Consider the following 23,402-nt stretch of genomic DNA (forward strand, 5'->3'; position numbering starts at 1 on the left):
AGTGCCTCGTTCGTCAGCAGACCTGCTGGCCGGCGCGATATGGCGATGCGCTGCAACCGAACCCGGATCCATATCCGACCCGGATGCCCTCGAAGCCGTGACCGAGTGGGTCGCAGCGTCCGTGCCTGGAACAGTCGTCGGTGCGTTACGTGCGGCGCAGACGGACGCCGGACGCACGAAGTCCGTTTCGTCGTCGTCTGTTTCAGAATCGTCCGTTTCATCGTCGGACTGGTGGTTCGTGACTACCGTGGCCACGACCGGTGAGGGGTCGTGGCTGCTCCAGTTCGACGGTATGACGGCGTTTGCGGATGTCTGGATCGGCGGTGTCCGTGTCGCGTCCACTGAATCCATGTTCACACCTGGGGAAGTGATCATTCCGGCCGGAGTCGGAGCTGGTAAACGTGTCCAGGTGGCTGTTCATTTTCATTCTCTCTCCGCGATTTTGAGATCGAGGCGTCCCCGAGGGCGTTGGCGCTCGTCGATGGTCCGTGAACAGGGTCTTCGGTGGATCCGAACCACGATGCTCGGTATGGCTCCCGTGTTCAGTGGTGTACCGGTACCGGTGGGTCCGTGGCGGGGTATCCGCTTGTTGGACAAGGGGATTGCCGCCGTAGTTTCTGCTGTCAAGCATGCGAGTGTTGACGGCACAACCGGTCGCGTTGCCGTCAGTGCTCGGCTCACCGGATTGCCGGCCTCGCTGGAGTACGTGACCGTGCGCGTCGGCGATCACTCGCGGCAATTGGCTGTATCCGCCGGACCGGATGGATTTCTCGAGGTGTCCGGCGTCGTCGAAGTGCCGGACGCGCAGTTGTGGTGGCCGCACACTCATGGCACCCCGCGCACTTATCGGGTGACGATGGAAGCGCTCGGAGTCTCCGAGCATCTCGGTTCAGTTGGCTTCCGGACGGTGGAGGTCGACAGATCCGATGGTGGATTCCGTTTGTATGTCAACGGCATCCGGGTGTACTGCCGTGGTTCGGTGTGGGTGCCGACCGACCCGATCTCGCTTCAAGGCGACGCCGGCACCACTCGTGTCTTGGAACGCCTGGCAGAGGCGGGCCTGAACATGATTCGAATCCCGGGGACGATGGTCTACGAGAGCGACCACTTCTGGGAGGAATGCGCGCGTCTGGGCATTCTCGTGTGGCAGGACATGATGTTGGCGACGCTCGATCCGCCCGACACCGACGAATTCTTCGAACTCGTTGCCTCCGAGGTCACCGAGTTCTTGCACAGAGTGCGCGGAAATCCCGCTTTGGCAGTCTTCTGCGGCGGCAGCGAGACCGAACAGCAGCCGACCATGCTGGGCTTGGTCGATCAACACATCCCGCTCATTCATTCGAGACTGCCGGAGTTGATCTCGACGGTGGCACCCGAACTCGAGTACGTGACGTCGTCCCCCTCGGCGCCTCGCGGGGGCGAGCAATTGGCAACGCATGTCGGAAGCGGGGTCGCTCACTACTTCGGGGTGGGTGCCTATCGTCGTCCACTGGCCGACGTGCTCAGCGCGCGAGTACGTTTTGCGACCGAATCATTGGCATTTTCGATTCCACCGTCGAATGCGGTGATCGAGAACGAATTCGGTTCACTCGCCGTCGCGGGGCACCACCCGGCATGGAAAGCCGCGGTGCCTCGGGACAACGGATCGTCGTGGGATTTCGAGGATGTTCGGGACCACTACGTCCACGCGCTTTTCGGCGAAGACGCTCGTGAAGTCCGGTGGTCCGACCCGGAACGCTATCTCGACCTGGGGCGAGCAGCTGTATGTGAGGCGTTCGCATCGACGCTCGGATACTGGCGTCGCCCGGACTCTCGGTGCGACGGCGCCTTGACACTCGCACTGCGAGACCTGGAGCCCGGACCGGGATGGGGGGTCCTCGATTGGAGCGGCAGCCCCAAAGCTCCGTGGTTCGTGCTCCGTAGGAGCGCCAAACCGATCGCGCTCCTCGTCACGGACGACGGTATGGACGGATTGAGGCTCGACGCGATCAACGAGACCGCCGAACCTGTCGTCGGCGAGATCAGGTTTCGAGCGCACAGTCGGTCAGGTGTCGTCCCGGTCGACGTCGCGCTACCGGTCAAGGTGGAAGCGCATTCAAGTCTGACCTGGTCCGTGGACAGCCTTGTCGGCCGTTTCACCGACCTCACTCACGTCTTTCGGTTCGGGGCGCGGACATACGACGCCGTCACCGTCACACTCGAAGACGAAGACGGCGAGATGGTGGACGAAGTGGTCCACCTCCTGGGTGGCTCGGCGCGGCCTCGCGAGCGATCGGTCGGACTTGTTGCCACAGCGCGCAACGTCGGTGACGAAGAGTGGGTAGTCGACGTCTCGACGGATGCTTCCGCCCAATACGTTGCCCTCGAACTGCAGGGCTTCGAGCCCGAAGACTCCTGGTTCCACCTCGCGCCGAACGGTCGCAGGACTGTACGTCTACGGAGAACCGGTCAGGCGACGAAGGTGATCGGTCGCGTTCGGGCGCTCAACTCATACGTGAGTGCGGCCGTGGCGCCGCCGATCACTCCGGTCACACAATCCTCGCCGTCCAAGCGGACGTCGAAGAAGACGAGTGCTACGGGAAACTGAACGGATCGGACTGCGCTGCGAGATCTCACACCGATAGAATCGAACCGGCGCACAACTCTGCCTCGGTGGGGATATTGCGCTCGGGCTGTGCGTCCGCAACCCGTCATCACTGTTCAGGAGCGCGTTCGTTGACTTCCTTGTCCTCTGCCCAGACTGCGCTCGCTGGACTCGCCGAGGTCGCCCTCGCAGATGCCGCGTTCACTCCGGTGATCGAATCCATCGGCTCGGCCGCCTTGGACATCGTGGCTCCGAAGCCGGCTCGACCGTTCATCGCCGCTGCACTCGCCGCTCGCACGCCGGTGCTGCTGGTGACGGCCACCGGTCGTGAAGCCGACGATCTCACTTCGGAACTCACCGAGATGCTCGGTGGAGGAGTGGCGCAGTTTCCGTCGTGGGAAACATTGCCGCACGAGCGACTGTCGCCGAGCGCGGATACCGTTGGGCGACGGGTGGAGGTACTGCGCAGACTCGCCAGACCAGACGACGCCTCGTACGGATCGCCTCTTCGGGTGATCGTCACCACGGTGCGCTCTCTCGTTCAGCCGATGGCGCCAGGCCTGGGCGAGATAGAACCGATCACGTTGCGCGTCGGCACCGAGATCGATTTCGATTCCGTTCTGGTTCGTCTGGTGGAGATGGCGTACAGCCGCGTCGACATGGTGGGAAAGCGTGGTGAGTTCGCGGTCCGTGGTGGCATTCTCGACCTGTTCTCGCCGACGGCGGATCATCCGGTCCGTATCGAATTCTGGGGTGACGAGGTATCGGAGCTTCGCTACTTCTCAGTTGCCGATCAGCGTTCGCTAGCGGACGTCGACGTCGATTCCGTGATCGCGCCGCCGTGTCGTGAACTGATTTTGACAGCTGATGTTCGTGATCGAGCTGCCGCACTCGCTGCTGAGAACCAGGCTGACGCGTCGTTGGTCGAGATGCTGGACAAGATCTCGGCAGGTATCCCCGTCGAGGGGATGGAAGCTCTGCTCCCGGTTCTCAAACCCGGTGAACTGCAGCTACTTTCCGATGTACTTCCCGAAGGGGCGCACATTCTTCTGTGTGATCCGGAAAAGGTGCGCACCCGCGCCACCGACCTGGTGCGCACCGGCCAGGAATTCTTGGAAGCATCGTGGACGGCGGCGTCGATCGGCGGCGCTGCACCCCTCGACACGTCGATCCTCAACGGCGGAGGAGTCGATCTCGGTGCCTCCGCGTACCGGTCGCTTCGTCATGTTCGCGAATCTGCCGAAGCTGCCGGCAGACCCTGGTGGACAGTCAGCCCGCTGGCGTCGGGAAACGGTGAAGAACTCGAACTCCCGGTGCATGCGGCACCGCAGGTGCGCGGTTCCGACGACCTGTTGGCCGAGCTGTTCGTCAGCCTTCGGGCGCACGTGAGCACGGGCGGTCGCGCGGCGATCGTGGTGGCAGGTGCCGGAACCGCAAGCCGCGTCGTGGAGCGACTCGGTGAAGCCGAAGTGCCCGCCAAGATGCTCGATGCCGGCGCTACCCCCGCCCGTGGACAGGTCGCGGTGCTCCGCGGATCACTGCACGACGGACTGGTACTCGCCGGCGACGACTCGACGCCTGGGATGGTGATCGTCACCGAGTCCGATCTGACCGGCAACCGCGTTGCCGCGGTCGGCGACGGAAAGCGCTTGCCGGCCAAGCGCCGCAATCAGGTTGATCCCCTCGCGCTGTCGGCAGGGGACATGGTCGTGCATGATCAGCACGGTATCGGCCGGTTCGTCGAAATGGTCGAACGCACCATCGGTGGGGCGCGTCGTGAATACCTGGTCATCGAATACGCGCCGAGCAAGCGCGGTCATCCGGGCGATCGTCTGTTCGTCCCGATGGAATCGCTCGATCAACTCTCCCGATACGTCGGTGGGGAGTTGCCGGCGCTGAGCAAGCTCGGTGGATCCGACTGGGCAAACACAAAGCGTAAGGCCCGCAAGGCAGTTCGTGAGATCGCGGGCGAGCTGGTTCAGCTCTACGCAGCGCGTCAGGCTGCTCCCGGGCATGCGTTCGGCCCGGACACACCGTGGCAGAAGGAACTCGAAGACGCATTCGCGTTCACCGAGACGATCGACCAGTTGACCGTTATCAGTGAGGTCAAGGCCGACATGGAGAAGCCGGTTCCGATGGACCGGGTGGTCATCGGTGACGTCGGGTACGGCAAGACGGAGATCGCCGTCCGCGCCGCGTTCAAGGCAGTGCAGGACGGCAAGCAAGTGGCGGTGCTGGTGCCGACGACTCTGCTTGCACAGCAACATCTTCAGACCTTCACCGAACGAATGGCGTCGTTCCCGGTGAAGGTGCGAGGGCTGTCCCGGTTCACCGACGCCAAGGACTCGAAGGAAATCATCGCCGGCATGGCGGAAGGTGAGATCGACATCGTCGTCGGTACTCACAGGTTGCTGCAGACCGGTATTCGCTGGAAGGACCTCGGGCTTGTGATCGTCGACGAGGAACAGCGATTCGGAGTCGAGCACAAGGAACACATCAAGGCGCTACGCACCCACGTCGACGTCCTGACGATGTCGGCTACCCCGATTCCTCGTACTCTCGAGATGAGCATGGCCGGGATCCGTGAAATGTCCACGATCCTCACACCGCCGGAAGAACGTCATCCTATCCTCACGTACGTCGGCGCGTATGCGGACAAGCAGGTTGCCGCGGCCATCCGGCGTGAACTTCTGCGCGACGGTCAGGTCTTCTACGTTCACAACCGTGTCAGCTCGATCGACAAGGCAGCCAAGAAGATCCGCGAACTCGTCCCGGAGGCTCGCGTCGTCGTCGCGCACGGTCAGATGAACGAGGACACTCTCGAAAAGACTGTGCAAGGATTCTGGGAACGCGACTTCGACGTGTTGGTCTGTACCACGATCATCGAAACCGGTCTGGACATCTCGAACGCGAACACACTGATCGTCGAACGCGCGGATTCGCTGGGCCTCTCGCAGTTGCATCAGCTTCGCGGACGCGTCGGGCGTAGTCGTGAACGTGGATACGCCTATTTCCTGTACCCGGCCGAAAAGCCTTTGACGGAAACGGCATACGACCGACTGGCAACGATTTCGCAGAATTCGGATCTCGGCGCGGGTATGGCCGTCGCGATGAAGGACCTCGAAATCCGTGGAGCCGGAAACGTTCTGGGCGCAGAGCAGTCCGGCCACGTCGCGGGGGTCGGGTTCGATCTGTACGTCAGGCTGGTCGGTGAGGCGGTCGAAGCCTTCCGGGCTGCAGCCGACGGCAAACCGATCACAATGGACGAGGGCACGAAGGAAGTCCGGATCGACCTACCGGTGGACGCGCACATCCCGCCCGACTACGTCACCAGTGACAGGCTCAGGTTGGAGGGGTACCGCAAGCTCGCTGCGGCAACTGATTCCGACGGCATCGCTGCCGTAGTCGAAGAACTGGTCGATCGCTACGGCCCACTGCCCGAAGAGGTTCGACGGCTGATCTCGGTGGCCAAGCTTCGACTGCTCTGCCGCGAGTATCAACTGGAGGAAGTCGCCGTCACCGGAACTCAGCTCAAGATCTCGCCTATGTCACTGCCCGATTCCAAACAGATCAGGCTCAAGAGGATCTATCCGAGCGCGCAGTACCGGGCAACGACCGGGCTCGTGCAACTCCCGCTGCCTCGCACCGGCGGAGTCGGCTCGGATCGCCTGCGGGACGTCGAATTGCTCCAGTACATCGCGGACTTCATCCTGGCGATTGACGGGCGCGCCGCCGGTGCCGTCCTGGTCGAGGCGTGAGCACACGGTGAACGAATCGCCCGTCGTCGTACTGCTCGATCCTTTGCGGCCGCATGTCTTTCCGCTGGAGGCGCTCCCGTTCCTGTCCGGCGCGATCGATATCGACCCGGACGTCCCCGACTCGGTACGCGGTGCACTGCCGGCCACGACACCCGGCGCCGCGGTGACTGTGATGATGGACACCGCCGAGCCGAAGATCGCGGCGTTGTCTGCCGCTGGGGTAAAGATGATTCGCGCCGAACCCATTCACGGCGATCGACTGGTGGAAGCGGCGTCGATCATGGACCGGTTGTGGAATCGCGGCGGTTGGGAGTCGACCCAGACGCACGAGAGCCTCTCCGTTTACCTCGTCGAGGAGACCTACGAGGTACTCGACGCGATTCGAAGCGACGACGAGAGCGATCTTCGGGAGGAACTCGGAGACCTGTTGCTTCAGGTGTTGTTCCACTCGCGGATCGCTCAAGCACACGGTGTTTTCGAATTGGACGACGTGGCCGGTGCATTGATCGCGAAACTCGTGCACCGCAGCCCGCACCTGGTCAGTTCCGGGGCGGTCGACATCGCTGAGCAAGAGCGGGCGTGGGACGCTTTGAAGGCTGCCGAGAAGGCTCGCGCGTCATCCATGGACGGCATCGCTCGGTCGCAGCCGCCGTTGCTCCTCGCCGAAAAAGTACTGAGCAGGGCCGCCAAAGCTGGTGTGATCGAAAGCGCCGATGAAGCTGATCTGGAAGCTCTGATCGAGCAGTGCCGACGCGCCGACACTGCACTCCTGGGCGCCCTGGACATGCTGATCGCCGACATTCGGATTCGTGAGGGAAGACGTCTCGAAGACGTGGAGGATTAGCCCACTTTGACGTAATTGCCCGGTAATTACCTGGCAATCGGAAAATAGCTTGGGCTTGGTGAGTGCAGTTGAAACAAACCTAAGGTATGTTTACGTACGAAATGAGCAACACTGGGTCGTTTTCTTGCATGAATTGGCCTTTGATCGGCGGTTATGTAGGGGGTCCGATGACGGTTCATTTCTGCACTGCGAGCAGCGAGGTACGGCAACCGGCGGGGTGTTGCCGTACCTGGACGCTCGCGGTGGCTACCGATCAGCGATCCCCCAAGCCGTTCGATCCGCTGACGCCGTTCGTATGACAAGAAAGACTGATGGCAAATGAGCGTTCATGCTGAGGTGGAGAGCCGGTCGGCGGTATCGCAGGATTCCGCTCATGTCGGAACAGACTGGCGCCGGGCATACCGGAAGCGGATCGCAGTGAGCGATTCGATCACGGTCCTGTTCGTGATCGCACTCGCTCAGATCGGCAGTATGTGGCCGCATCCCATCGAGTGGCTGACACCACTTAAAGTGATCGCGTCTGCAGCGTTGGGCGGACTGTGGATGATCGCCCTCGCACGGGGGCGTAGCCGTCATCAGGCGATGCTGGGCGAGGGCAGTGACGAGTACGAGAAGGTACTGCTCGCTACCGGCCAGGTCTTCGGAGTAGGCGCATTGGCCGGGATCATTCTGGGCGTGGGAATTGCGCGAAGCTACCTCATGATCGCACTGCCCGTCGGACTCGCTGCGCTGCTTCTCGGACGCTACCTCTGGCGACGCGACATTCGAAAGAAGCGTGCGATCGGGGATTGCCGTAACTCGGTGCTGTTGGTCGGTGGACATGCGTCCGTCGTTGCTACTACGCGTGCCTTCGTGCGGGAATCCTCGGCAGGCTACGACGTTGTGGGAGCGTGCATTCCGCGTCGGGCGACCGCGTTGGACGATCACATCGTAGTCGACGGAGCAGCAGTCCCGGTAATGGGCAACGAGTTCGAGGTAGTCGAGGCGATGCGCGCAAGTGGCGCAGACACCGTCATCGTAACCGGGACCGAAGACCTCGGACAGGTGGGCATTCGCAAACTGATGTGGGACCTCGAAGCCGAGGGCGTCGACATGGTGGTTTCACCGGTCGTGGCCGATGTGTCGAAGGCTCGCTTGATGTTTCGCCCTGCGGCGGGACTCCCGTTGATTCACGTTGCGCGGCCGCGCTACCAGGGCGCGAACCGGCTTGCGCCCGCTGTGTTCGACGCGGTGTTCTCGATGCTGATGATCCTCCTCGTGGCGCCGGTCATGCTCGCCGCTGCCGCTGCAGTCAAGTTCACGTCGAAAGGCCCGGTGTTCTACAAGGCGGAACGCATCGGCCTCAACGGGAAACCGTTCCCCATGTTCAAGTTTCGTACCATGGTGGAAGGCGCCGATCAGCAGGTTGTCGATCTGATGGGGGACAACGAAGGCGCCGGAGGTGTGTTGTTCAAGATGCGTGAGGATCCACGAATCACGTCCGTCGGCAAGATCCTTCGTCGATTGAGTATCGACGAGCTACCGCAGTTCTTCAACGTCATTCGCGGAGAGATGAGCGTTGTCGGCCCACGGCCGCCATTGCGTCGCGAGGTCGAGATGTACGACGACGAGGTTGCCCGGCGCCTGCTGGTCAAGCCTGGCATCACCGGTCTCTGGCAGGTAAGTGGTCGCAGTGATCTCTCCTGGGAAGAATCTGTTCGTCTCGACTCTTCCTACGTGGAGAATTGGTCTGCGGCGCAGAATATCTCGATCATCACCAGGACCGTATCCGCAGTGCTCAGGAGCGACGGAGCGTACTGACCGGACAGAGGCAGTCAGCATTCCTGGAACTGGGCGCGAACATACCCGGCGGTTTGCCACACATAGTTCGCGGCCCAGACCCAGACCGGAAGTGGTCGGGGGTCCGCGACGACGTCGATGTCACCGTCCCAGCAACGGTTGATGATGTAGCGACTGCGAGAGACATGGGGAACGAAGGTCACAACGATGACACGCTTCCATCCCTGTGCCTCGGCGCGACGCCGAATCTCCTGTCCTTCACCACGCGTGGTCGACGGATCTGGCTTGAAACAGCTGACCTCGAAGTCGTAGGTTCCCTCGCATATTGCGGTGATCCTCGGATCATTGCTTCGATACGGATTCGAAAAGATGATCTGGGGCGCGTAGCCCTGCTCGGCCAAGGACAGTCCGTATTCTTCTCTGCCGTCGTGATCACCGCCGAGAACAACTATCGCGTCGGCCATTTCGGGTGTGTCGATCACCGGATCGACGTAGACCGGCCAGCCGGCGGCAGTGATTGCAGTAAGTCCGCCGACAATCCCGCTGAGAACGAGTACGCGTCGACGGACCTTGGGGCGAGTGGATTTCACAATTACTTCCTGTAGTGCAGATGTGGGAGCCGCTCAGAGCCCGTACTGGGTTTCGAGCACCGCACGAACGGCAGGCATTCCTAGTCGTTCGCGAGCAACATTTCGCGCGCGGGCGCCCATCTCTGCAGCGGCGACGGGATCCTTCAAGAGCGACGAGATCGCCGCGGTCACTGATTCGGTGGCGTCATCGGTCACGAGGCCACACCGACCATCCCGGATCAGTGGTGCGAGGCCGCACGTGTCGGTGACGACTACGGGTAGTCCAGCGGCCATCGCCTCGAGTACAGACATCGGGAACGGTTCGTTCACGGAGGGCAAGACATATACAGCGGCTTGACGAAATCGTTCGGGAGACTTGTCGAACGGTAGTGGGCCTTCGTACTGGATGCAATTGCTATGTCCGGAGCGTTCGATCATTCGGTTGACGGCTTCTGCTTCACCCTCATCCGGTCCGACTATCGAAAAGCGCGCCGTGTGTCCGCTGTCCAACAACTCTTTTGCGGCTTCGACGAAGACCTGGGGTCGCTTTCTTGCCTGTAGTCGTGCGAGGTAGAGGACCTCGGGCGCGTCGCAACTGTTGACTGGCCGTGACTCGAGGTCTTCGGCCTCGGGGATCCCGTTGTTGAGTTCCACCAAGTTGACGCGACTGTCTCCGACAACAGACTGCAGGTCTGTGTGCTCTCGTTCGGTCAGATAGAACACTGTCCGTGCTCGTTTGAGGACCGGGATCGTGAAAGCAGCGTCCAACGGCCTTGCCAGCAATTTGTCTGTCTCGTCGATCATCCCGTGAGTTTGTGCGAAAACTGGAATACCGTATGCAAGAGCCAATTTCGCGGCAGGAAGGGTCACCAGGTCACGCGCGAGATGAATGTGCACGACGTCGAATTCTCGGACGTGCTTGCGAAGCCACACAAGCATCGACGGCGCGCCGATTCCCGCGTACCCGATTTTGGGGATCACGGTTCGCGCCGGAAACAATTGCAGAGCGATACCCTGCTCGCGTGTCGGTGGCACCGCGTATCCACGCTCACCCGCGGCGATAGTTACGTCATGCCCATTGTCCTGCAATGCTTTCGACTGATTTAGGGCGACCCTGATAGGCCCTCCGTAGGCGGCGTCCGGTGAGAAGAGAGTGACGATCTGCAGTATCTTCATCGTGCAGCGCCGGCCCGTGGCGCCAACATCGTGGCTCCGGCGGAAACATCGGACGTCACCAAAGCCGTCGCGCCGACGATTGCGTTGTCCCCGATCGTTACACCGCGGAGTATCGTCGCACGGGCGGCGATCCATGCTTGGTCACCGATGACGATGGGAGCATTGTCGAACTCGAATGTGGGACTTCGGTGATCATGACTGCCCGTACACAGGAGGACATCCTGCGAGATAGCCGTATTCGCCCCTATCGTGACGGGTTCGAGATTGAGTATCCATGTTCCCTCGCCGATCCACGAGTCTGCTCCGACCGTCAGTTTCCACGGCCAGTGGATACGGACGCGGTGTCGAATCAGGACCCCGTCGGCGATGTCGGCACCGAACCGCCGGAGAACTGCAACGCGTACTCCATTGGGGCACCACCAATGAGAAAGCAGCACACCGGAAATCGCGAGCCAGGAGATTTGGACCAGCGGGCCGCGTCCCTTGTCGTATCCTGCACCGGTGAACCCGGACAGAGTGCGGTTTGTGCTCACAGTCGGACCGCTGCAGACGAATCCCGTACGTGCTCGCGATACCAGGCTACGGTCGACTCGATGCCCTCGCGGGTTGAGATCTGTGGTTTCCAACCGGTGGCCATCAATGTGGACACGTCGAGTAGTTTGCGCGGTGCACCATCGGGCTTGCTTGTGTCCCAGTCCATTCGGCCTTCATATCCCACTGCTTCGGCCACAATATTTGCGAGCTCTTTAATGGTTTCGTCGTGACCGGTACCGACGTTGACATGCCCGGACTCGTCGAAGGTGTCAAGTAGGTGAAGGAGTGCATCGGCCAAGTCGTCCACATGGAGGAATTCTCGACGTGGGCTCCCCGAACCCCAGTTTGTGACTGATTCAATTCCCTCGTTCTTGGCTTGGTCGAGACGGCGGATCATCGCAGGAAGTACGTGCGAAACATTCTCCGAGAAGTTGTCGCCGGGTCCGTACAGGCTTGTCGGCATCGCCGAGATCCAGGGCAACCCGAACTGCCTACGAACAGCCTGGACCTGGATGATTCCCGCAATCTTGGCGATCGCATATGCGTCGTTGGTCGGTTCGAGATGGCCGTTCAGTAATTGATCTTCTCTGATCGGCTGTGGCGCCAGGCGCGGGTAGATGCACGAGGACCCGAGGAACAGCAATCGGCGCACGCCGTGCCGCAGCGCTGCGTCGAGCACATTGGTCTGGATCTGAAGGTTGTCGGAGATGAAATCGACCGGATACGTGTTGTTCGCGACGATTCCTCCGACCTTCGCGGCAGCCAAGACGACGCACGACGGTTTGGCGGCTTCGAAGAAGGCGAATACGTCTGCTCGGTTTCGCAGATCGAGTTCGGCAGATGTGCGGCCGATCAGGTCGGTGAAGCCACTCTGTTCGAGCTTGCGCCAGAGCGCGGATCCCACCAGTCCCTTGTGTCCGGCGATGTAAGTCGGGGCGCTGCGATCAAGAGGTGCAATCGATTTCGTTGTGATCATGAGAGCGAGATCTTCCAATCAGGGAGATGCGGCGTGTCGATCCACGGTGTGCCGGCATGCGCCAATGCTGCGATGTCGGCGTCCATCATGATTCGAGCCAATTCTGGGGTCTGTACTGTCGCTTTCCAGCCCAGTTTGTCCTCGGCCTTGCCTGCATCGCCGACCAGAGCGTCCACCTCTGTGGGGCGAAGGTAACGAGGATCGAATTTGACGTACTTCTGCCAGTCGAGACCCACATGTTCGAATGAGGCCACGACAAAATCTTGGACCGTGAAGTTTCCTCCAGTGGCCAACACGTAGTCATCTGGTTCGTCGACTTGAAGCATCCGCCACATACCCTCGACGTACTCGGGTGCGTAGCCCCAGTCCCTGACCGCGTCCAAATTGCCCAGGTACAGGGAATCTTCGATCCCGGCCTGGATTCGCGCGACTGCACGCGTGATCTTTCTCGTGACGAATGTTTCACCGCGGCGGGGTGACTCGTGATTGAAGAGGATCCCGTTCACCGCGTGAATTCCGTAGGCCTCGCGATAGTTCCTGGTGACCCAGTACGAGTACACCTTTGCAGCGCCGTACGGCGACCGCGGATAGAACGGGGTGTCCTCGTTCTGTGGAGGCGGACTGGCTCCGAACATTTCCGAACTCGAAGCTTGGTAGAAGCGGCACTGCAATCCCGTCATGCGGACTGCTTCGAGCAAACGAATAGACCCGATTCCGGTTGTGTTGCCTGTGTGTTCGGGCTCGTCGAAGCTGACCCGCACGTGCGACTGCGCAGCGAGGTTGTATACCTCGTCTGGTGCGATCTTCGACAGGAGCGTGACGAGTCGTGCGCCGTCGGACAGGTCACCGTAGTGCAAGAACAGCCGTGCGCCCAGTTCGTGAGGGTCCTGATAGAGGTGATCGATGCGTGACGTGTTGAAAGTTGATGCGCGTCTGATCAATCCGTGAACTTCGTAACCTTTGGCCAACAACAGTTCTGCCAGGTAGGAACCGTCCTGTCCGGTGATCCCTGTGATGAGTGCGCGTTTGGTCATCGAGCGTCAGCTGCCTTGTCTATGTTCGTCGTCTTCAGATCCGAGTCGAGATGTGTGAGGTTTTGTTCCGAGCGGCTCGCGTACTAACTGCGGCCGGCCACCAGCTCGCGGATCCACTTTTCGCATTTGTCGATGGACGCGGTTTTGCCAACCGAGGTGGCGCAGTAATGGACCCCGGCGGCACCAAGTCTGGCGGAAGTCTCCGCGTCGCCCGCGAGTTGTAGGGCTGCAGAGAGCAGGCCTGCGGGATCACCGTTCTGAGTGACGACCCCAGCACCGGAGGCACGGATCTCGTCGGCAGTCGTAGATGCCACATCGGTTGCGGCGACAATCGGGGTACCGCTGCTGAAATACGACGTCAGCTTGCTCGGCACTGCCATCCCGACGATCCCGGGTGCCTCGTTGACCAGTAAAACGTCGGCGGCGACCATGGCAGTGCGGAAATCCTGGTCGTCGAGTGGGCGGACGAAGTCGATTCGATCGACTCCGACTGCCGCGGCTTCGAGGTTCGGTCGCTGGTTGCCGTCACCGACCAGAACGAATCGGATTGGCAGACTCTGCTCGTCGGCGAGTCGAGCGGCCTCGACGACATTTTCCAGACCTTGTTTCACGCCCATGTTTCCGGTGTGCAGAACAATGGTTTCGTCAGGCGACCAACCGAATTTGGTGCGTGCGGCGGTGAGATCGTCCACATCGATCGGCGTCACGTGCGTCCAGTTCCGAACCACTGTGACTCGTTCGCGTGGGACGTGAAGTTCGTTGACGACATGGTCGACGAAACGGTCATGGACGACGGCGATTCCGTCGGCGGACTTCACGACAGCCGCCTCGAGCCTGGACGTTGCGCGGGCACTGCGGCCTGTCATCGCACCGGTCTCCACGACGCCTTGACCGTACAAGTCGTGTACCCAGACCCCGATGGCCGGACGTTTGGGTGTCAGCCGAGCACGTCCGAGGACCATCGCAGTGGCCAGCAATGCCGGACTGGTGCACACGATTACGTCAGGTGTGTTCCATCCGGAACTGGCGGCACGTGCGCCGAAACTCAGCTCCATCTTGATTCGTCCCAAGGCATTCGGTGGGCTGGGCACGAAGTGGCGGCGTCGGTGAACGTGAACGCCGTTCACGACCTCGTCGATCGACCGTCCATGGTAGGAAGCGTCGATTTCCCACGCCGGATAGTGTGGGTACCCGGTGACGACGTGCACCTTGTGCCCGCGCTCGCCGAGGGACTCGGCAAGGTCCGTCATGTACGGGGCTATCCCCGTGGTTTCCGGCGCGTAGTTGATGCCGAGAATCGTGATGTTCAGCGATTCGACGGGACCACGATTGGATAACTCGAAAGTCGCGGAGACGTCACCAGGTTTGTCGTGCATCTGGTCGATCTGGGTGCTGATGACGAACCTCCAGTTGGTAAACTGCGCTTCAAACAGTCAAATGGTTTGGTTTACGCTATTTAAGCCCTATTTCCACGGTTTATCAACTGGTCTCATGTCGTGCTTCGATCGCCGGGAGCGATGTTGCTGCATCAGATGGAGGCGAGCCTGTGCGCGCGTAGTGTTAACCAGCAGGTTGCAACAGGGTGATGGATGGACTGGCCTCGTTGGGCAATTTCGAATGTGGCGGAGCGCACTGGCGGAAGGCGGAGATTTCGATCCGGCCGCGGGTTCCCTCGGAGGTTCTGCAAACTCGCTGAAACCGGCGCACGGTTGTTTTGCCGCGAACGAAGGGAAATTGGTCGGTGAGGATTGAATTTCGGGCACACGTGATCGTGGAGGGATGAAGTGAAGGTCGATCCGCTGGCAAGCACGTACTGCTGTCACGCGCAGGAGTCCTTCGGCCCAGTCGATAGAGCTGGTGTCGTAGCCGTTGTCAACGAGTGGATCTCGGAGACTTTCGAAGCGGGTATCGGGGTCTTCCCCCTGATTTTCGAGATGCGTACCGCTGGTGAGGGTTCGCCTACTGCCTCGTTACACGGACTGGGTGCCGTCGAAGGAATGCGCGTGGCCGACGTGTCTTCGGCGATAGGCGTCGAGGTATTCGACCGGACATTGTTCAAGTATTTCAATGCGCGACGATTCAGTGACCCTCGCGAGATCACTGTCGTCGTTGCGCGCAACATGATCGGCCTGATCTATTCACACATGTTTGGTGACGAGACGGTCTTCATGCCGAAATCAGAACGACTCTTTCTTGCGTTGTCGGGTCTGGATCCGGCGCTTGGTCCGCGCTCTCCCGCTGTGCGCAGATTGTCGAAGCGTCGGATCGTTGCTGCCGGGCTTTTGATGGCGTCGACCAATCCCTTGATTGCCGCGACGTCCCTGAGGCGAATCCTCAGTGGTACAAGTATGTTCCAGCGTGAGGTGGTGAGTCGGCGGGCATCGGGAAACGCAATCTCGTCCTCGGCCGTATCCACGGAACCTGTTCGCGGGTGGTGGCTCTCCGTTCGTTTGGTTGCAGCACCTGGAACCCGTGTGCCTTCCGTGTATTTCTATTGCGCAGTGCTCGCGGCTCTGGAGTGCGGCCCCGACGTCACTCATCACGTGGTTGTCGACCTGCGATCGGCATCGCCCCTACTGGCGAGGACAGGGGGGAATGCGTTCAGTCACATTCCTTTCCGGGCAGATTGGACAGCTAGTAGTCCCCTCGAAGTGGCTTCGCAGGTTCGGTCGAGGATTCGCTCCGGCGAGGCGCTCGTCCGGCGTGCTGCTGGGGAGTTGGTCGGACGGCGCAATAGTCGGTCCCGGGCCGACCCTGATGGCGTGGCGTCCCCGATGGTGCTTGCAACTACAATGTCGTGTTTTCGGGTGCCCGGTGATCGAGATCATGCGTTCAGTGGTGGTGATCTGGCGTTCGCGAGGGGAATGCAGACACTCGAGCCGGCAGTTCTCGCGTCCAACATGCGCACGACGGGCCGCTACGCCGACTGTACATACAGCCATTCGGGTAATTTCGTCGATCTCGAGAAGATGCGTTCGGCCGTCAACGCTGCGGCCGCCTACCTCGGGCTTCGAATCGCGGTCAACACTGGCTCGCACTTCGACTAGAGAAGGTTCGTCTGGAGGAGGTTCTCTCTCTGGAGGAATGCACGAAGGCAACCCCGGCTACTTCGCAGTAAACAATCCTATAGACTGTTTCAGGTGGACTGAGCCGACCGACGGTTTCAATTTGATCTCAGTCTGGAGACACCACGTGTGCAAGGGAGGTGGGGTCGTGGCAGGTCTGAAGCTGCGAGTGCTGTTCAGTGCGGGTGACCAAGTGCTGTCCAGCGTAAGTAACGCGTTGATTCTGTTCGCGATGGCCGGACCGTCCTCCGTCAGTGAGTTCGGTCTGGCGATCCTTGTTTTCTCCATCCTCACGGCTGCGCTCGGATTCGTTCGAGGTGCAGTTGGCACACCCCTGCTGTTGATGAGTGCCCACAGTCGCAACAGGATTCGCGCGGAGAGCAGACACGCGATCTCGGGTGCTGCCACCTTCGGAGTCCTGGTTGGGATCGTTGCCCTCGGAGTCTCGGTTTTCCTTCACGAACCGCAGGTGGGGATTGCATACGCCGTTGCCGCGCCGGTTGTTCTCGCGCAGGATGCCTTGCGGTTCACCGCGATGTCGATGGGAGAACCGGAACACGCGTTCTTCAGCGACGCGTTGTGGGCGAGTGCGGCGTTCGGTGTGCTTGTCGTGACTTGGATTCGACCAGAGGCACTTTCGATCGCAGAGATGATTTGGTTGTGGTCCGTCGCCGGAGGACTCGCACTCGTTTACCTGATGATTCGCGTACAGACGCTACCGCGACTGACTGGTCTGTATCGCTGGTGGGCGTCGTTCTGGACTCATCGAATCCGGTTCGGATTCGAGAGTGGCATCGACCAACTGGCTGCAATCGTGATCGTCGGGGTGTCCACGGCCTTCATCGGAACGGTGGCTGCCGCGTCTTTGCGCGGAGCCGTGACCGTCCTGGGGCCGTTCGCCGTGCTGATCAGTTCTCTTCCACTGATCGTCATTCCCGAATCGGTGCGGGCCGGCCATACCGCGCGCCAGGTGTGGAGCACACTGCGTTATGCAGCGTGGCTCACATCTGCGATGGCGGCAACGATCGGATTCGCCGCTCCCTTCCTTCCAGATGCACTCGGCCGAGTCGTTCTAGGAGAGTCCTGGGCCGAGGCTCGCCATGTTCTGCCGTTTCTCGGACTCGAGTACGCGGCGATCTGTTGGATAGCGGGTGTTTACAATCTCTACCGCACTCAAGGAGCCAGCGGACGACTGCTCAAGCTGCGAATTGTCCAGAGTCTCACGGCAATCGTCATCTGCAGCGCGGCCGCGGCCCTCACAGGAACCGCGGTCGGAGTCGCGATCGGGCTGGCGGTCTCGTCCGTCCTCGTTGCGGTGTGTCTGGTGGTCGCTGCCCAACGGAAGCACTCCGGCCGTGAAGACCCCGCGAGCGTGCCGTCCACTGCTGATCGTGCCGAACCAGGCGATCTGCGCCGAACACGAACAGGCGCACTGGCCGGGACGACCACGTGAAAACAATTTCCAGCGGGCGGACAAAGCCTCACGAGTTCGCGGAATTCGACGTCGGGCGGCAGGACTCGTTGATGCCACCGCTGATTGCGATCTGGACCGCGGTGATCATGGTGATCATCGTGCCTTTCGCAGTCGTCGAGTTCACTCCGACACCGCCAGGGCGTGTATGGATGGCGGTACTTGCCGTCACCACGATTTCGGGACTGCGCTATGCGTGGATTGTGGGCGAGGGCTTTCGTCGGCTCGTCGAGATGTCGTTCTGGGTTTTCACCTATGTCTTCATGGGTCTTGCCCCACTTGCCCAGCTCCGCCTGCGAGAGATTCCTCCTACGACGCCCCGAGTGGATCCGTCCCTCAACTCGACAGCGGTGGCTATCGTCCTTCTGGGAATCGGCGGCTTCCTGGTGGGATTAGTGTTCTCCGGAGCGGTGTGGCGTCGAATCAGAGACACGCGATGGGGAAACGCCACGAGCGTGCGTGTGGATCCCGTTCGGGTTTTGATTCTTGCCGGTTGCGCCCTGGTCGCCAACGCGTACTACATCAAGAAACTTGGTGTAGGGACGCTTCTGTCGAGCCGAAGTGCCGTGGTGGAGCAGGCGAGTGCGTCGCTGGGGCAATCCACGGTCGCCAGCATCATCGGCGCCGTCGCGATGATGTCCTTGCTTGTCGCATTCATCGCGGTGGTCAAATACCGTGATCAGAATCCGGGAGCCGATCGTTTGTTTCTTCTCTGCGCCATCGTGCTCGGAGCCGTGCTGTTGTTGACTTTCAATCCGATCTCGAGTGCGAGGTATCTGTTCGGTACTGCAGCACTAGCCGTGGCGGCACTTTTCGGACTCTTCGCGACCCGTGGTCGTTTCCGTGTGGTTGCCTTGCTTGCCGTGGCTGCACTTGTCCTGGTCTTTCCGCTCGCCGATGCGTTCAGGTACAGCACGTCGGCACAGTTCAAGACAAGCTCGCCTCTCGAATCGCTCACGTCTCCGGACTACGACGCATTTGCGCAGGTCAACAACACCGTCAACTTTGTGAATACGCACGGGGTTACCGATGGCAAGCAGGCACTCGGAGTTGTTCTTTTCTGGATTCCGCGGACCATCTGGCCCGGCAAAGCTACGGACACGGGCATCCTGCTCGCGGAGAGCCGCAACTACACGGTCAAGAACCTTTCTGCTCCGTTGTGGTCCGAGCTGTTCGTCAACGGTGGGTGGATCGCGCTGATTGTCGGAATGGTTGCTCTAGGCTTGATCGCAGGGATTCAGGACAGACGAATCGAACTGTCGCTGCGCCAGTCCAGGGCGCCGACGATCCTTGCCTGCATCCTGCCCTTCTACCTGATCATTCTGCTCAGAGGATCACTGCTGCAAGCGATGTCGTACTTCCTCGTCATCATCGGTTGTGCATTCTTCGTCTCACGGCGGGAGGTGACTCGATGACTCGGACGAACCGATTCTCGTCGAGAATCTCTGCCCGTCGCCCGCTGGAACTCGTGGGCCTTGCTCTGCTGGTGGTACTGGTCGTTTGTGCGACGGCGCTGGCGGTGCGTCAGAATTCGGCTGCCGGAAACGGCCGGTCCGCCCTCACAGCAGCGACAACGGTTCCTCAGTTGCCGCCGGACACAGCGCCGGCATCGATGTGGTTCGGCGACAGCTTCACTGCGGGCATCAACGGAATCGGGCTCGGGGCATACCCGAGAATCATCTGCGTCCGGATGGGGTGGGACTGCAATGTCGATGCTCAGGGAAGCACCGGTTTCACCAACGACGGCGCACCCGAGTATCAGGGAACTACAACACGATTCGAGAATCGACTACAGGTGTCGATCGAGCGGTATCGAGCGGACATCATTTTCGTGGACGGTGGGCGAAACGATCTGCACATGAGTCCGATGGATTTGTTTCCCGTCATGACGTCGTACATCGATACCGTCCGGGATGCATGGCCGGATGCCCGTCTGGTGATCATCGTGCCGACATACGTCACACCTGTGCCGTACGACGGATACGACCAATTCGTATCAGCGCTGCGAAGTTACGGGGAATCGGTTGCCGCGACCGTGATCGATCCTGTTGCCGACGGTTGGTACGCCGACGTGGACCTCACGACACTGAAATTCGAGGACGGTGTGCACCCGAATGCAGTGGGGAACGCAGTGATTGCTCAGAAACTGGTGGAATCGCTGACCGCCTCCGGTGTGATTCGCGAGGGCGCGCCGAATGGGGGGATTCTGCGATGAACCCGTCCCGCTTCTTCGGAGTCCTTCGTGACAAGTGGGTTGTCGTCGGCATCTCGACATTGCTCGGCCTGCTGGTAGGCGTTCTGCTGACATTGCTCACGCCGACCACTTTCAAGTCCTCGACCCAGCTCTTTCTCACCACGCCAGGGTGGGGTACACCGACCACTCTGGGCAATGCCGATTCGAGCCCTTTCCAAGGTGACGAATTCTCGCAGCAACGAGCGGGTACGTACACGCGTCTGGCGGAGGGTGCCGACTTCTCGGCCCGCGTCGCAAGTCGTCTGGGCGAGAGTGGTCTGCGTGACGTCGAAAGCATTTCGGTTCGCGTTGTGCCCGACACCGTGTTGCTCGAAATCTCTGGCACCACCGACAGCGCAGACCGGGCGTTGCAACTGACGAACGCGGCTTCGGATGAGATGAACGAGACGATCCGGCGACTCGAGACGCCGAGTGGGACTTTGATCCCGACGGTTCAGCCGCTGACTGTCGTCACGGCGTCAGCACCGACGAGCCCGGCTGGTCCGCAGACGATTCCGAACGTTCTTCTGGGGTTGGTCGTCGGATCGCTGGTTGGAGTGACTGGTGTGATCTTGGCTGCTGCGAGGTCGAGAGCAGTTCAGGGTGTCGACGAATTAGCGGCCTGGACGGGTCTACCTGTGCTCGAGTCGATCCCGTACCTCGGTGACAGGGGATTGTCCGCCGAGGAAGGTGCTCAGTCGGCATCGAGAAGTTATTTTGAGAGACTGCAGTTCAACCGAGATCTCATCGGGTCAGGTACGCCCGCGTCACCCGTGCTCGTGACCGCTGCCGACGAGGGGAAGATCAGCAGGTTCGCAGCTGGCGGCATCGCCGATGCTGCTTGCGCTCTGGGGTATTCGGTGGTTCTCGTCGACTGCAACTTCCGATCCTCGCGTGCACATATCGAGTTCGGGGTCACCGACATCGTCATGTCGGACAGCGTCCTCGATGATGTTCTGATCTCGACACCGCTGCATCCGACTCTCCTCCGGAGCGGTTCGCCGACCGAAACTCCGGAGCGAGTCTTCGAGTCTGAGTCGTTCAGGCGCATGCTGCGAGATCTGAGTGCCAGGTTCGACGTAGTGGTTGTTTTCGACTCCGGCGGGACGCAGTACGCCGACTCGGGCCGACTGGCCAAGGTATGCCGTTCGATAATCCTTGTCGTTCAGTCTCATTCGACAAACATGCAGACGGTGATGACGAAGATTCACGATCTGGAAATCGCAGGAGCGAAAATCGAAGGTTCGGTCCTCTTGACGACCACGCGCCGAACGCAGCGAGGGGCAGTGTTGCCCGTGAATCGGCCAGACACAACTGACTCGGTGGCAAGTTACACGCCACGGCGCGACGGAGACACACGCACACAGCGATCTCCAAGAAAGGCGAACACATGAATGCACTCAGCACTGCCGCGCGAATTCTGAGGCGGGGGTGGGCAATACCTGTCTTCGCGGTGCTCGGCTTGATCCTCGGTGCTTTCATGGCCATCTCGAGTCCGTCGTCCTACACGTCGACAACTGTGCTGTTCATCGGCTCGCCGATCAGTGCTGACTCGGCTGGCGCCTACCAGGGCGATCTGTTTTCTCAGCAACGAGCGGCGACCTATGCCCAACTGTTTTCGAGCGACGATCTGGCGGTCAAGGTGATCGACGACCTGGGTCTTCCAATGAGCGGACATGAGTTGGCCTCGCAGGTTTCGGCGGCAGCAGTTGAGAAAACTGTGCTCTTGCAGGTCTCTGTCACGGATTCGACGGCCGAAGGATCGGCCGGTATCGCCAATGCGTATGCGAAGAATTTTGCACAATATGTGGGGCAGTTGGAGACCCCTAACGGTGGTGGCCGTCCGAATACCTCCGTCCAGGTGGTCACCGAGGCCAACGCTGAAGATGCCAGTGGGGGTTCGAATCTCGTGATGACGTCCCTGTTCGGCCTCATCGGTGGCCTGGTCGTCGGCATCGGCGTCCGGGTGCTCCTTGGGCGACTCGACCGGTCCGTTCGAAGCGCTTCCATGCTCTCGGCCGTTGCAGGTGTACCGATTTTGGCGACAGTTCCGGAATCGGCCTCGCGGGGATTTCGCGCGTTGACGTTCCCCGCCGACGGCGCGACCGCCTATGCCGAGTCGATACGCAAGCTCAGGACAGGTATCGAGTTCGCCGGCCCGAGTGCCGACGCGATCCGTTCGGTCCTCATCGCCTCGCCTCGGTACTCGGAGCCTGCGGGGTGCATCGCAGCCGATCTCGCGGTTGTCCTGTCCGAAGCGGGACGTCGAGTGCTGTTGGTGGACGGTGACTTGAGGTCGCCGAGCTTGGATTCATACCTCGGTATCAAGCCGGCAGTCGGCTTTTCCGACGTGCTGGCCGGTGCGATTCCGCTCGTGGACGTGCTCGTTCAGGTACCCGGTCGCTCATTGACTCTGCTGCCCGCCGGCTCGATACGATCCGATTCCGGTGATGCCATCGCATCGGTCTCGGCACGCGAGATGCTTTCGGAAGCCTCCGAGAAATTCGAATACACGATCGTCGTGGGTCCACCGTTGTCGCTCTATTCCGATTCGGCTGTGATCGGCTCAGTCGTCGACGGCGTGGTTCTTGTTTCAACACAGAGTATTTCGTCGGTCGACGAGGTGGAAGGCGCAGCGACCACGCTGCGCGCTGCCGGCGCGAACCTGTTGGGCGCGGTGCTGTCGGGTGTCGGACGGGGTGGCTTGGTCAAGGTCCGCAGCCGTGTGAGTGTGGTGGACGAGCCTGCGGCGAACGAGCCTCCGGTGAATGATGCATCGAATGAACCAGTCGGCGCGTGGCCTCCCGTTGAAGGAGGAGCCGGCGCGCAGGTAATACACGCAGAACCAGGTGTGGGATCGACGGGGAAGAATGAAGTGGAGAAGCATGATTCGGGGGATTCGGTCGAATCTCCGGCCGAAGATATGCGCATCGATTTCGACGAATGGGAGCCGGCGGAGACTGAGGGGCGCTACACGCGCAGTGATCTGGACAGTCCGACAGTGGCGATCCCTCGCTCGATGCTCCGCACAAAGGTCGCGCAGAAGGCGAACCTCTCGAGTGACGAGTTGCCGACCGATAAGCGGCAGGTAAGATCACTCGGTGGGAACGGCGATTCCGATTCCAGGTCGAATCACCCGCCGCAAGCTTCGGATTCTTTGCAGCAGAATTGAATTGGAATTCGATTTCCAGGTTCGGGATGTCAACGTCACCGGACATTGCGGCGTAAGGCCGTGTGTGAGAAGGGGTGGCTGATTCGGTGAACGCCGATGCTCGAAAACGGAAACGGGTGAGTATCGAAGGTTCGCGGGACAGGAAATTTCGTGCAGTTGCCATCGGCATTGCGCTGGTGTCGTCAGTGCTTCTCGTAGTGGCCGGCC

At 60.7% G+C, this 23,402-nt stretch carries 16 protein-coding genes; 10 read left to right on the forward strand and 6 right to left on the reverse strand.

From position 1 onward, the window contains the following. Position 1 precedes the first annotated feature (1 nt). From AC1Q61_RS10665 to AC1Q61_RS10680, 4 genes are all read left to right on the forward strand, one after another. Entirely contained in the window at positions 2 to 2,587 is a 2,586-nt protein-coding gene (locus AC1Q61_RS10665; protein WP_042920932.1) for a glycosyl hydrolase 2 galactose-binding domain-containing protein, read from the forward strand. A 128-nt stretch (positions 2,588 to 2,715) separates the two neighbouring features. Then, positions 2,716 to 6,342 (forward strand): transcription-repair coupling factor, encoded by a 3,627-nt coding sequence (mfd, locus tag AC1Q61_RS10670; protein WP_003946285.1) that lies wholly within the window; start codon positions 2,716 to 2,718, stop codon positions 6,340 to 6,342. 7 nt (positions 6,343 to 6,349) lie between these two features. Then, on the forward strand, positions 6,350 to 7,186 hold the full coding sequence (locus tag AC1Q61_RS10675; RefSeq protein WP_030536281.1) for a nucleoside triphosphate pyrophosphohydrolase: 837 nt from the start codon (positions 6,350 to 6,352) through the stop codon (positions 7,184 to 7,186). Between the two features lie 318 nt (positions 7,187 to 7,504). Continuing rightward, complete coding sequence (locus AC1Q61_RS10680) at positions 7,505 to 8,986, forward strand: sugar transferase (protein ID WP_042920929.1); 1,482 nt, start codon at positions 7,505 to 7,507, stop codon at positions 8,984 to 8,986. A gap of 14 nt (positions 8,987 to 9,000) precedes the next feature. Here AC1Q61_RS10680 and AC1Q61_RS10685 read toward each other — a convergent pair whose 3' ends face one another. From AC1Q61_RS10685 to AC1Q61_RS10710, 6 genes are all read right to left on the reverse strand, one after another. Next, positions 9,001 to 9,555, reverse strand: a complete 555-nt coding sequence (locus AC1Q61_RS10685) for a YdcF family protein (RefSeq protein ID WP_007728868.1) — start codon at positions 9,553 to 9,555, stop codon at positions 9,001 to 9,003. 33 nt (positions 9,556 to 9,588) lie between these two features. After that, complete coding sequence (locus AC1Q61_RS10690) at positions 9,589 to 10,710, reverse strand: glycosyltransferase (protein ID WP_042920927.1); 1,122 nt, start codon at positions 10,708 to 10,710, stop codon at positions 9,589 to 9,591. Next, on the reverse strand, positions 10,707 to 11,243 hold the full coding sequence (locus AC1Q61_RS10695; protein WP_042920924.1) for a DapH/DapD/GlmU-related protein: 537 nt from the start codon (positions 11,241 to 11,243) through the stop codon (positions 10,707 to 10,709). Before AC1Q61_RS10695 ends, AC1Q61_RS10690 begins: the two co-directional genes overlap by 4 nt. Next, positions 11,240 to 12,220, reverse strand: a complete 981-nt coding sequence (locus AC1Q61_RS10700) for a GDP-L-fucose synthase family protein (RefSeq protein ID WP_007728859.1) — start codon at positions 12,218 to 12,220, stop codon at positions 11,240 to 11,242. Before AC1Q61_RS10700 ends, AC1Q61_RS10695 begins: the two co-directional genes overlap by 4 nt. After that, positions 12,217 to 13,254 (reverse strand): GDP-mannose 4,6-dehydratase, encoded by a 1,038-nt coding sequence (gene gmd, locus AC1Q61_RS10705; RefSeq protein ID WP_007728857.1) that lies wholly within the window; start codon positions 13,252 to 13,254, stop codon positions 12,217 to 12,219. The genes AC1Q61_RS10700 and gmd overlap by 4 nt, the downstream gene beginning before the upstream one ends. Positions 13,255 to 13,337: 83 nt before the next feature. Beyond that, on the reverse strand, positions 13,338 to 14,630 hold the full coding sequence (locus tag AC1Q61_RS10710; protein WP_492650976.1) for a glycosyltransferase family 4 protein: 1,293 nt from the start codon (positions 14,628 to 14,630) through the stop codon (positions 13,338 to 13,340). Positions 14,631 to 15,038: 408 nt separating this feature from the next. On the opposite strand from AC1Q61_RS10710, the gene AC1Q61_RS10715 reads away from it, so the two are divergent. The 6 genes from AC1Q61_RS10715 to AC1Q61_RS10740 all read left to right on the forward strand — a co-directional run bounded on the left by AC1Q61_RS10715 (position 15,039) and on the right by AC1Q61_RS10740 (position 23,195). After that, positions 15,039 to 16,301, forward strand: a complete 1,263-nt coding sequence (locus AC1Q61_RS10715) for a hypothetical protein (RefSeq protein WP_007728853.1) — start codon at positions 15,039 to 15,041, stop codon at positions 16,299 to 16,301. Between the two features lie 166 nt (positions 16,302 to 16,467). Then, the gene (locus AC1Q61_RS10720; protein WP_128637871.1) at positions 16,468 to 17,772 is read left to right on the forward strand and encodes an MATE family efflux transporter; all 1,305 of its coding nucleotides are present in this window, start codon (positions 16,468 to 16,470) and stop codon (positions 17,770 to 17,772) included. Further along, complete coding sequence (locus AC1Q61_RS10725) at positions 17,769 to 19,205, forward strand: oligosaccharide repeat unit polymerase (protein ID WP_054781157.1); 1,437 nt, start codon at positions 17,769 to 17,771, stop codon at positions 19,203 to 19,205. The genes AC1Q61_RS10720 and AC1Q61_RS10725 overlap by 4 nt, the downstream gene beginning before the upstream one ends. After that, entirely contained in the window at positions 19,202 to 20,005 is an 804-nt protein-coding gene (locus AC1Q61_RS10730; RefSeq protein ID WP_007728848.1) for an SGNH/GDSL hydrolase family protein, read from the forward strand. Before AC1Q61_RS10725 ends, AC1Q61_RS10730 begins: the two co-directional genes overlap by 4 nt. Beyond that, on the forward strand, positions 20,002 to 21,417 hold the full coding sequence (locus AC1Q61_RS10735) for a capsular exopolysaccharide biosynthesis protein (RefSeq protein WP_007728846.1): 1,416 nt from the start codon (positions 20,002 to 20,004) through the stop codon (positions 21,415 to 21,417). The genes AC1Q61_RS10730 and AC1Q61_RS10735 overlap by 4 nt, the downstream gene beginning before the upstream one ends. Further along, positions 21,414 to 23,195, forward strand: a complete 1,782-nt coding sequence (locus AC1Q61_RS10740; protein WP_492650975.1) for a tyrosine-protein kinase domain-containing protein — start codon at positions 21,414 to 21,416, stop codon at positions 23,193 to 23,195. Before AC1Q61_RS10735 ends, AC1Q61_RS10740 begins: the two co-directional genes overlap by 4 nt. The last annotated feature ends 207 nt before the right edge of the window (positions 23,196 to 23,402 follow it).

It is taken from the genome of Rhodococcus sp. MPR-R1B, from assembly GCF_058793255.1.

Coding starts and splice junctions, on each gene's coding strand:
- AC1Q61_RS10680 (WP_042920929.1), top strand. CDS start 7,505: ATGAGCGTTCATGCTGAGGTGGAGAGCCGGTCGGCGGTATCGCAGGAT.
- AC1Q61_RS10690 (WP_042920927.1), bottom strand. CDS start 10,710: ATGAAGATACTGCAGATCGTCACTCTCTTCTCACCGGACGCCGCCTAC.
- AC1Q61_RS10700 (WP_007728859.1), bottom strand. CDS start 12,220: ATGATCACAACGAAATCGATTGCACCTCTTGATCGCAGCGCCCCGACT.
- gmd (WP_007728857.1), bottom strand. CDS start 13,254: ATGACCAAACGCGCACTCATCACAGGGATCACCGGACAGGACGGTTCC.
- AC1Q61_RS10710 (WP_492650976.1), bottom strand. CDS start 14,630: ATGCACGACAAACCTGGTGACGTCTCCGCGACTTTCGAGTTATCCAAT.
- AC1Q61_RS10730 (WP_007728848.1), top strand. CDS start 19,202: ATGACTCGGACGAACCGATTCTCGTCGAGAATCTCTGCCCGTCGCCCG.
- AC1Q61_RS10735 (WP_007728846.1), top strand. CDS start 20,002: ATGAACCCGTCCCGCTTCTTCGGAGTCCTTCGTGACAAGTGGGTTGTC.
- AC1Q61_RS10740 (WP_492650975.1), top strand. CDS start 21,414: ATGAATGCACTCAGCACTGCCGCGCGAATTCTGAGGCGGGGGTGGGCA.